Here is a 9,174-nt window from a genome sequence, read left to right as displayed (position 1 = left end):
GGGCGTGAGTCTAGGGTTGGGGGGTGCCTGAGCAGCCTGACGACGCGAGGCCGGCAGCGCCGGCGCTGCGCGACCCCGTGGTGATCGCGGCCTTCGAGGGCTGGAACGACGCCGGGGAGGCCGCCAGCCAGGCGGTGGCGCACCTGCACGAGGTGTGGGGGGCCACCGAGCTCGCCGAGTTCGACCCCGAGGAGTACCACGACTTCCAGGTGAACCGGCCCACCGTCCACTACGACGACGACGGCCGGCGCCGGCTGACGTGGCCGACCACGCGCGTGTCGTACGCGCGCCTGCCCGACGCCGAGCGGGACGTGCTGCTGGTGCGGGGCATCGAGCCGTCGATGCGCTGGCGCACCTACGCCTCGGAGGTCGTCGAGCACGCCCGCTCGGTGGGCGCGGGCCTGGTGCTGACCCTGGGCGCGCTGCTGGCCGACGTGCCGCACACCCGCCCGCTGCCGGTGACCAGCAGCAGCGAGGACCCGGAGCTGGTGGAGAAGCTGGACATCGAGCCCTCCCGCTACGAGGGCCCCACCGGCATCGTCGGGGTCGTGCAGGACGCGGTGGCGAGCGCGGGCATCCCCTCGGTGTCGCTGTGGGCGGCGGTGCCGCACTACGTGGGCCAGCCGCCCTCGCCCAAGGGCACGCTGGCGCTGCTGCACCGCGTGGAGGAGCTGCTGGACGTGTCGATCCCGCTGGGCGACCTGCCGGAGGACGCGCGCGCCTGGGAGCGCGGGGTGGACGAGCTGGCCGGCGAGGACAGCGAGATCGCCGAGTACGTGCAGCAGCTGGAGGAGGCCAAGGACACCGCGGAGCTGCCCGAGGCCAGCGGCGAGGCCATCGCGCGCGAGTTCGAGCGCTACCTGCGCCGGCGCGACGACCCCCCGCGCCGCGACGACGGCCCCCGGCGCGGCTGACGGCGCCACCGGCGCCGGGGCCGCCCGCGCCCGGTCACCGCGCCCGGCCACCGCGCCCGGCCACGGTGGCCGGCCACCGCGCCCGGCCACCCTGGTCGGGTGAGCTTCCCGCGGTCGATCGCCCCGGTGCTGCGCCAGCACGCCTCGTTCGGCGGGCGCGGCCGGGGGCGAGCGGGGCTCGCTGGTCGCCGGGCTGGGGCTGGACCTGGTGCTCGAGCTCGCCCGCTTCGCCGTGCCGCTGCCGGTGCTGCTGCCGGTGCTGCCGGTGCTGCCGGTGCTGCCGGTGACGGGGCGCCGCCTGCACGACACCGGCCGCTCGCGCTGGTGGGTGCCGGTGGGGCGCGTGCCGTTCCTGGACGTGGTGCTGCTCGTCCTCACGCTGCTGGGCTCCGCGCCCGGCCCGAACCGCTGGGGCCCCTCGCCGAAGGCGCGGGCGACGCGGGTCCCCCCGCCGGTCCGGGGCGCGTGAACCCGGCGCGCCGCCGGCGCCGGCGGGCGGGCGACACGCCGCGCCGCGGCCCGCGCCGCGATCACGGCACGCGCCATGATGGCGCCCGGACGCTCCGGGTCGCCGGTCGCGACGGACGCTGAGGGGGGCGCGGGTGAGCTGGCGGTTGCGGACGCCGCGGGTGCTGGTGGTGGACCTGGACGGCAGCAGGGGCAGCGCGGTGCGCGCGCGCACCGGCTCGATGGTCGCCTGCGAGGGCGAGGTCTCCTTCAAGGACGCCGGCATCGGCGGCGGGGGCGGCCTGCGGGCGGCGCTGAAGCAGCGGGTGGCCGGGGAGTCGCTGCCGCTGATGGAGGTCAGCGGCCGCGGCAGCGTGCACCTGGCCGTGGAGGCCGGGCACGTGCTGCTGCTGGAGCTGGCCGGCGAGGTGCTGCGGGTGGAGTCCGAGTCGCTGCTGTGCCTGTCGGAGGGCCTGCGCACCGACGTGGCCTTCACCGGTCTGCGCGGCGCCTCCAGCGGGCAGGGGCTGTTCACCACCAGCGTCACCGGCCACGGCCGGGTCGCGCTGCTGTCGCTGGGCGGGCCGCCGATCGCGCTGCGGGTGACGCCGCGGACCCCGCTCGTGGTGGACCCGGACGCCTACGTCGGCTGCCTGGGCGAGGTGCGGCAGTCGTTCGTCACGGACGTGTCGTGGCGCGCCGTGGTCGGCGAGTCCTCCGGGGAGGCGTTCTCGCTGCGCTTCGAGGGGAGCGGCACCGTGTTCGTGCAGCCGGAGGAGCGGCGATGACGTTCACCGCGGTCACCTCCAAGGTCGTGCTGGCGCGGGTGCGCCCGGGCGGGGAGGTCCTGGCGCGGCGCGGCGCGATGCTCGCCGTCACCGGGAGGGTGAGGTTCTCCCCCGTCTCCGGCGGCCCGGGCGGCGGGGCGTACGGCGGCGGGGTCGCCGCGGCGCTGGCGCGCGGGCTGCAGGGCGAGGCGGTGGCGCTGATGGTGGCCGAGGGCGAGGGCACCGTGCACTACGGCTCCCGCGGCCACCACGTCACCGTGGTGGAGCTCGACGGGACCCGGCCGCTGTCGGTGGAGGCCGACCGGCTGCTGGCCCACGACGCCTCGCTGTCGAGCTCGGTGGTCTTCCTGGGGCAGCAGGGGGGCCTGCGCGGGGCGGTGCGCGGCGCCGTCACCGGCCAGGGCCTCTTCACCACCCAGCTGTCCGGGCGCGGCTCGGTCGCGCTGCTCTCCCACGGCGGCACGTTCGCGCTGCCGGTCACCGCCGGCCGGCAGGTCGTGGTGGACCCGCAGGCGTACGTGGCGCACGAGGGCGAGCTGCGCGTGGAGGTCAGCGCGGCGGTGTCCTGGCGCGACGCCGTGGGCCGCGGCTCCGGCGAGGCGGTGCAGCTGCGGGTGTCCGGGGAGGGCACCGTCCACGTCCAGGCCTCGGAGGCGAAGCTGTGAGCGTCGAGCCCCTCGACCCCTCGACCCTGCCCGAGCACGACAACCTGCCGGGCAACGCGCACGCGTACTGCGTGCGGCTGACCGGCCCGCTGTTCGTGCAGACCGGCCGGATGATCGCCCACTACCCCGCCGGCGGCGGCACGATCCGCTTCGAGCCGCTGACGGCCACGTCGCTGGGCACGCTGGTGGCCGAGCGCTTCTCCTCGCCGCTGTACAGCCGCGACTGGGTGGTGGCGAACGGCCAGGGCCACGTGCTCCTGGGCGACCGCGGGTACGACATCAACTCCTACGACCTCGACGAGGGCAACCTCACCGTGCGGGCGGCGAACCTGCTGGCCTTCGACGCGGGCCTGGAGCTGAAGGAGTCCATCGTGCCGGGGTTCCTCACCCTGATCGGCACGGGGAGGTTCCTCGCCAGCTCCTCCGGCCCGGTGATCTTCGTGGAGCCGCCGGTGCGGGTGGACCCGGAGGCGCTGGTGGGGTGGGCGGACTGCCCGGCCCCGGCGCTGCACTTCGACGCCGGCTGGATGGGGCACTTCCTGGGCGCCGCGCGCGGGGCGCTGTTCGGCACCCGTTCCGGCGAGGAGCGCCAGTACGACTTCACCGGCGCGGGCACGGTGCTGCTGCAGAGCTCCGAGCGGCTGCGGGAGGACCCGCACGCGCTGCGCCGCCTGGAGGGCGAGGTGCGCCAGCTGGGCCCGGGGGCCCTGCAGCAGCTGCAGGCCGTGGTGCAGCAGCAGCTGGCCGAGCACCAGCAGCAGCAGCGCTGAGGCCGCGCGGCGCGCCTAGAGGCGCGGGCCGGCCGCCCGCGCGGCGCGCACCGCCCCCAGCGAGTCGCGCAGCTGCTGCACCCAGTCGCCCTCGTGCTGGGCGACGAGCTTGACCGACCAGGCCAGCGCCTCCGAGCGCGAGCGGGCCACGCCCGCCTCCACGAGGGTGTCCAGGACCAGGCGCTCGGGCTGGCGCAGCCGCGTCATGACGGGCACGGCCACGTTGGTGAACACGGTGCGCACCGGCCCGCACGCCGCTCCCCAGGCGACCTTGCGCCCGAAGCGCTCCTCGGCCTGGTCGGCGATGCGCATCCGCGCCGCCCGGGTCTCCTCCCGGAAGCGCTCCACGCGGCCGGCGGCGGCGCTGGCCAGCGCGTCCTGCTCGACCTCGGGCGCGGGCAGCGTGCCCACGACCACGACCTCCTCCCGGTCGACGGTGACCTCGACGGTCCCCTCGAACCACTCCTCCGGCAGCCTGCCGGCGAACCACGCTGCGATGTCATCCATTACGCGATTACACGCTTGCATCAGTGGTGTGTCAACGTCCCGGCCGTGCGGGTCGGCGCCGGCCCGCCCCTCGTCCTCGACGGGCACAACGACCTGCCCCGGGAGCCGCGCGAGCGCTCCGGCGGCGACCCGGCCGCGGCGTCCCTGGCCACCGGGCAGCCGGCCCTGCACACCGACCTGCCCCGGCTGCGCGCCGGCGGGGCGGGCGCGCAGCTCTGGCCGGTGCACGTGCCCAGCTCCCTGCGGGAGCCCGAGGCGGCCGTGGCGGTGCTGGAGCAGGTGGACCTGGTGCACCGCCTGGTGGCCGCGCACCCGCTGGCGCTGCGCTGGACGCCCACCGCGGCGCAGGTGCGCGCCGCGGTCGCCGAGGGCCGGCTCGCCCGCCTGCTCGGGGCCGAGGGCGGGCACTGCCTGGCCGGCTCGCTGGGGGTGCTGCGCCAGCTGCGCCGCGCCGGGGTGACGTACCTGACGCTGACGCACAACGGCAACACCGCCTGGGCGGCCTCGGCCACCGGCGAGCCGGTGGGTTCCGGGCTGAGCGCGTTCGGCCGCGCGGTCACCGACCACCCGCGCAACGTGCCCGACGGGGTGCTGGAGCGCCTGCCCGGCAACGGCGGGGTGCTGACGGTGACGTTCGTGCCGGCGTTCGCCTCCGTCGCCTGCGCCGCGGCGGGTGCGCCGCGGCGGGCCGCGGGGCGCGCGTCAGGGCAGGTGCACGCCCAGCAGCGCGGTGACGGTGCGGCGCACCAGGTCCCCGGCGTGCTCGTCGACGGCCGAGCCGGCGTCCGCGAGGGCGGCGTCGGCCCAGGCGTCGACCGCGGCCACGGCGCCGGGGGTGTCCAGGTCGGAGGCCAGGTGCTCGCGCACGGCGGCCAGGACCGGCGCGGCGTCGGGGGCGGCGGGCAGGGCGGCGGCGCGCGACCAGCGGGCGATGCGCTCGCGGGCGGTGGCCAGCACCCCGTCGGTCCACTCCCAGTCGCTGCGCCAGTGGTGGGAGACGATCGCCAGGCGCACCGCGGCGGGGTCCTCCCCGGCGGCGCGCAGCCTGGAGACGAGCACGAGGTTGCCCCGGGACTTGCTCATCTTCTCGCCGTCGAGGGCGACCATGCCCGAGTGCGCGTACAGGCGCGCGAAGGGCTGCGCGTGCGGGCGCAGCACGTGGGCGTGGGAGGCGCCCATCTCGTGGTGCGGGAAGAGCAGGTCGCTGCCGCCGGCCTGCACGTCCACGGGGGTGCCCAGGTGCTGCAGGGCGATGGCGGTGCACTCCACGTGCCAGCCGGGGCGGCCGCGGCCGAGCTCGCCGGCGTCCCAGCCGGGCTCGCCGGGGCGCTGCACCCGCCACAGCAGCGGGTCCAGCGGGTCGCGCTTGCCGGGGCGGTCCGGGTCGCCGCCGCGCTCGGCGGACAGCGCCAGCATGGTGGCCCGGTCCAGGTGGGAGACCTCCCCGAAGGCGGGGTCGGCGGCGACGGGGAAGTAGACGTCGCCGTCGGGTTCGCCGCCGGTGCCGGGCACGCGGTAGGCGGCGCCGGCCGCCAGCAGCTCGCGCACGGCGCCCGAGACGAGGTCGACGGCCTCCACCACGCCCAGGTACTGCTGCGGCGGGAGCACCGACAGGGCGGTCATGTCCTCGCGGAACAGCTGCACCTGGGAGGCGGCCAGCTCGGCCCAGTCCACGCCGGTGGCGGCGGCGCGCTCCAGCAGCGGGTCGTCCACGTCGGTGACGTTCTGCACGTACGTGACGTCCAGGCCCGCGTCGCGCCAGGCGCGCTGCAGCAGGTCGAAGGCGACGTAGGTGTTGGCGTGGCCCAGGTGCGTGGCGTCGTAGGGGGTGATGCCGCACACGTACAGGGTCGCGGTGCCGCGCTCGGGCCCGGCCGGCTGCAGGCGCCCGCTGGAGGAGTCGTGCAGGTGCACCCGCTCGCCGCGGCCGGGCAGCGCCCCGGGGCCGGGCAGGGTGGAGGGGTCGGGGGCGGGCCAGGAACGCACGGGCCGAACCTACCCGCGACCGGGTGCGCCGCTGCGGCTGGGGGCGCCGCTCAGAACGGCGGCCAGGGCAGGGCGCGCTGCCCGCGCTGGCGGGGCAGGCGGCCGGTGCGCAGCAGCTGCTCGACGCGCTCCAGGGTGGCGACGACCTCCTCGACGCTGAGCAGCTCCACGAGGACCTCCCCGAGGCGCTCGCCGAGCTCCTCGCGCAGCCGCTCCAGCACGGCGCGCTCGTCCTCCAGCAGGTCGGCGCCGGCCCAGCCCCACAGCACGGTGCGCAGCTTCGGCTCGACGTGGAACGTCAGGCCGTGGTCCACGCCGTGCACGGCGCCGTGCCAGCCGGGCAGCACGTGCCCGCCCTTGCGGTCGGCGTTGTTCAGCACGGCGTCCAGGACGGCGATGCGGCGCAGCCGCGCGTCGTCGGCGTGGGCGAGGACGACGGGGCGGCCGGTGTGGTCCTCCGCGCGCAGCACCGGCAGCCAGCCGCGCGGCACGCCGCGGGCGGTGGTGATGTCGACGAGCCCGGCGCCGGGCTGCGGCAGGACGACCACCTCCGCGCCGTCGGCGCCGTCGGCGTCGACGGCGCCGTGGTCGGCCTCGTCGGCGTCCTCGTCGGCGTCCTCGTCGGCGTCCTCGTCCGCGTCGGGGGGGGCCTGCAGCCACAGCTGCACGCTGCCCGGGCCCAGCGGGCCGTCGCGGAAGACGGTGGGCGGCACCACGTCCCAGCCGGTGGCGGCGGAGACGGCGTAGGAGGCGACCTCGCGCCGGGCCAGGGTGTCGTCGGGGAAGTCCCACAGCGGCCGCTCGCCGGCCACGGGCTTGTACACGCACGCCAGCTCCCCCTCGGGGGTGCCGGCCACGGAGTACAGGGTGGCGTTGGAGGCGTCGGCCAGGCGGCCGCGCACGCGCAGCTCCCCGGTGGCCAGGCGGACCAGCGCGTCGGCCTCGGCCACGCCGGCGAACACGCCGGGAGCCGCCGCGCTCAGCGCCGGTAGCCGTTCGCGCGCGGGCACACGTGGCCGCCGGGGTCCAGCGGCCCGGCGCAGAACGGGCACGGCGGGCGGCCCGCGGCGACGAGCGCGGTGGCCCGCTGGGAGAACGCGCGCGCGGTGGCGCCGTCCAGCGAGACGCGCAGCAGGTTGCGGGCCGGGTCGGGGTCCAGCGCCGCCTCGACGTCCTCGTCGTCGACCTCGAAGCACTCGATGACGACGACCTGGCGCTCGGAGTCCCACGCCAGGCTCATCGTGCCGACGCGGAACTCCTCCTCGATGGGCACGTCCAGCGGCGCGGTGTCCTCGGTGCCCGTCGGCGGCAGCGCCGGCACGGGCGCCTGCCCGCCGGAGCGGCGCACGATCTCGTCGAGGAGCTCACCCACCCGCTCGGCCAGCGCGGCGACCTGGGCCTTCTCCAGGGCCACCGACGTCAGCCGGCCGCCCCCGCGCGCCTGCAGGAAGAAGGTGCGGGACCCGGGTTCGCCGACGGTGCCTGCGACGAACCGCTCGGGCGGGTCGTAGTCGTGGACCGGCATGGTGCGACCCTAGCGCCGCCCACCGGACGCGCCCGCCGGGCACCGCCCCGGCGCCCGCCGGACGCGGCTCAGGTGCCCGTGGCGCCGCCGACGACGGCGTCGGAGGCGGCCAGGCCGCGCGCACCGGCCGCCCTGCGCCGGCGCGCCCTGCGACGGGGCGCGAAGCCGGCCAGGTCGCCGCCGGAGTCGTTGGTGCGCAGCACGAAGGGGCGCAGCGGGGCGTAGCGCACCACGGACACCGAGCAGGGGTCGGCGCTCAGGCGCTGGAAGAGGTCCAGGTGCATCCCCAGGGCGTCGGCGAGCACGGCCTTGATGACGTCGCCGTGGGTGACGGCGGCCCACACGGCGTCCTCGCCGTGCTCGGCGGCCACCCGTGCGTCGTGCTCGCGCACGGCCGCCACCGCGCGGTGCTGCATCTGCGCCAGGCCCTCGCCGTCGTCGCCGGGGAAGACGGCCGCGGAGGGGTGCGCCTGCACCGTCCTCCACAGCGGCTCCTTGGCCAGGGCCTTCAGCTCCCGGCCGGTCCACTCCCCGTAGCGCACCTCGCCGAGGCGGTCGTCGACGAGGACGTCCGGGCGCGGGCCGTCGGGGCCGGGCTCCGCGCGCAGCACCTCGGCGGTCTGCCGGCAGCGCTCCAGCGGGGAGGAGACGACGGCGGCCAGGGGCAGCACCGCCACCCGCCGGCCCAGGGCGGCGGCCTGCTGCTCGCCGTGCTCGTCCAGCCGCACCCCCGGCGTCCAGCCGGCCAGGACGCCGGCGGTGTTGGCCGTGGTGCGGCCGTGGCGGACGAGCAGCAGGGTCGGCACGGCCGTCAGCCTAGGGGGCGCGCTGCGCGGGCGCCGCCGCCGCGCCCGCGGCACGATGAGGCGGTGATCATCGACGTCGCGACGTACACCGACGGCCGCCGCGAGGAGGTCGACGACCTCGCCGCGGCGCTGGAGCGCTGCCGGCGCGGCGAGCGCGGCTTCGTGTGGCTGGGCGTGCACGACCCCACCGCCGAGGAGTTCGAGGGCGTCGCGCGGGTCCTGCACCTGCACCGGCTGGCCGTGGAGGAGGCCGTGCAGGGCCACCAGCGGCCCAAGGTCGAGCGCTTCGACGACGTGACCTTCGCGGTGCTCAAGGCGCTGGCCTACTACGAGGACCGCTCGGCGGTGGAGACCGGGGAGGTCATGGTCTTCACCGCCGAGCACTTCGTGGTCACGGTGCGCCGCGGGCAGCTGGGCGACCTGGGACCGGTGCGCGAGGCGCTGCAGGCCGACGCGCACCGGCTGCGGCTGGGCCCGCGGGCGGTGCTCCACGCCGTGATGGCGCACGTCGTCGGCGGCTACCGGGCCGTGGACGAGGCGCTGGAGCAGGACGTGGAGGAGATGGAGGAGCAGGTCTTCTCCCCCGCGCGCACCTCCGACGCCGCGCGCATCTACTCCCTCAAGCGCGAGGTGCTGGAGGTGCGCCGGGCCGCCGCGCCGCTGGTGGCGCCGGTGCGCGCGCTGGTGGAGCGCGGGGAGGCCCCGCCCGGCGACGGCTCCGCGCACGAGCTCGAGCACCGGGTCGAGCGGGGCCTGGCGCACGGGG

11 protein-coding genes and 1 pseudogene are annotated in these 9,174 nt (G+C 77.5%); 7 read left to right on the top strand and 5 right to left on the bottom strand.

Going from position 1 to position 9,174, the window contains the following annotated elements; all coding sequences use genetic code 11:
- Positions 1 to 23: 23 nt before the first annotated feature.
- From GTR00_RS08155 to GTR00_RS08135, 5 genes are all read left to right on the top strand, one after another.
- Complete coding sequence (locus GTR00_RS08155; RefSeq protein ID WP_166611129.1) at positions 24 to 914, top strand: PAC2 family protein; 891 nt, start codon at positions 24 to 26, stop codon at positions 912 to 914.
- 208 nt (positions 915 to 1,122) lie between these two features.
- Positions 1,123 to 1,383, top strand: coding sequence for a DUF805 domain-containing protein (locus tag GTR00_RS08150; protein ID WP_166611128.1), 261 nt, complete (start codon positions 1,123 to 1,125; stop codon positions 1,381 to 1,383).
- A 133-nt stretch (positions 1,384 to 1,516) separates the two neighbouring features.
- Complete coding sequence (locus GTR00_RS08145) at positions 1,517 to 2,149, top strand: AIM24 family protein (RefSeq protein WP_323132328.1); 633 nt, start codon at positions 1,517 to 1,519, stop codon at positions 2,147 to 2,149.
- Positions 2,146 to 2,814, top strand: a complete 669-nt coding sequence (locus GTR00_RS08140; protein ID WP_166611127.1) for an AIM24 family protein — start codon at positions 2,146 to 2,148, stop codon at positions 2,812 to 2,814. Before GTR00_RS08145 ends, GTR00_RS08140 begins: the two co-directional genes overlap by 4 nt.
- A complete protein-coding gene (locus tag GTR00_RS08135; RefSeq protein ID WP_166611126.1) occupies positions 2,811 to 3,584 on the top strand; it encodes an AIM24 family protein in 774 nt (257 codons plus the stop codon). The genes GTR00_RS08140 and GTR00_RS08135 overlap by 4 nt, the downstream gene beginning before the upstream one ends.
- A 15-nt stretch (positions 3,585 to 3,599) precedes the next feature.
- On the opposite strand, the gene GTR00_RS08130 is transcribed toward GTR00_RS08135, so the two are convergent.
- The gene (locus GTR00_RS08130) at positions 3,600 to 4,091 is read right to left on the bottom strand and encodes a hypothetical protein (protein ID WP_166611125.1); all 492 of its coding nucleotides are present in this window, start codon (positions 4,089 to 4,091) and stop codon (positions 3,600 to 3,602) included.
- Positions 4,092 to 4,136: 45 nt separating this feature from the next.
- On the opposite strand from GTR00_RS08130, the pseudogene GTR00_RS08125 reads away from it, so the two are divergent.
- Positions 4,137 to 4,589, top strand: a pseudogene (locus tag GTR00_RS08125) (membrane dipeptidase); the annotation flags it as partial.
- Positions 4,590 to 4,793: 204 nt separating this feature from the next.
- Here GTR00_RS08125 and mshC read toward each other — a convergent pair.
- The 4 genes from mshC to GTR00_RS08105 all read right to left on the bottom strand — a co-directional run bounded on the left by mshC (position 4,794) and on the right by GTR00_RS08105 (position 8,408).
- On the bottom strand, positions 4,794 to 6,077 hold the full coding sequence (gene mshC / locus GTR00_RS08120) for a cysteine--1-D-myo-inosityl 2-amino-2-deoxy-alpha-D-glucopyranoside ligase (RefSeq protein ID WP_166611124.1): 1,284 nt from the start codon (positions 6,075 to 6,077) through the stop codon (positions 4,794 to 4,796).
- Positions 6,078 to 6,127: 50 nt separating this feature from the next.
- Positions 6,128 to 7,039 (bottom strand): SCO1664 family protein, encoded by a 912-nt coding sequence (locus tag GTR00_RS08115; protein WP_205705340.1) that lies wholly within the window; start codon positions 7,037 to 7,039, stop codon positions 6,128 to 6,130.
- 17 nt (positions 7,040 to 7,056) lie between these two features.
- On the bottom strand, positions 7,057 to 7,602 hold the full coding sequence (locus GTR00_RS08110; RefSeq protein WP_166611122.1) for a DUF3090 domain-containing protein: 546 nt from the start codon (positions 7,600 to 7,602) through the stop codon (positions 7,057 to 7,059).
- Positions 7,603 to 7,670: 68 nt separating this feature from the next.
- Positions 7,671 to 8,408, bottom strand: coding sequence for a histidine phosphatase family protein (locus tag GTR00_RS08105; RefSeq protein ID WP_166611121.1), 738 nt, complete (start codon positions 8,406 to 8,408; stop codon positions 7,671 to 7,673).
- A 63-nt stretch (positions 8,409 to 8,471) separates the two neighbouring features.
- Here GTR00_RS08105 and GTR00_RS08100 point away from each other — a divergent pair.
- Positions 8,472 to 9,174: CorA family divalent cation transporter (locus GTR00_RS08100; protein WP_323132327.1), on the top strand; the 703-nt coding region annotated here is incomplete at its 3' end.

The sequence above is a fragment of the Kineococcus indalonis genome (genome assembly GCF_009906395.1).
GTDB lineage: Bacteria > Actinomycetota > Actinomycetes > Actinomycetales > Kineococcaceae > Kineococcus > Kineococcus indalonis.
Note: the sequence above shows the minus strand (reverse complement) of the source record. Positions and strands in the feature narration are given on the sequence as shown.

Bases quoted from the DNA above. Each gene is read 5' to 3' on its own strand.
- GTR00_RS08140 (WP_166611127.1), top strand. From the start codon at position 2,146: ATGACGTTCACCGCGGTCACCTCCAAGGTCGTGCTGGCGCGGGTGCGC.
- GTR00_RS08130 (WP_166611125.1), bottom strand. From the start codon at position 4,091: ATGGATGACATCGCAGCGTGGTTCGCCGGCAGGCTGCCGGAGGAGTGG.
- GTR00_RS08110 (WP_166611122.1), bottom strand. From the start codon at position 7,602: ATGCCGGTCCACGACTACGACCCGCCCGAGCGGTTCGTCGCAGGCACC.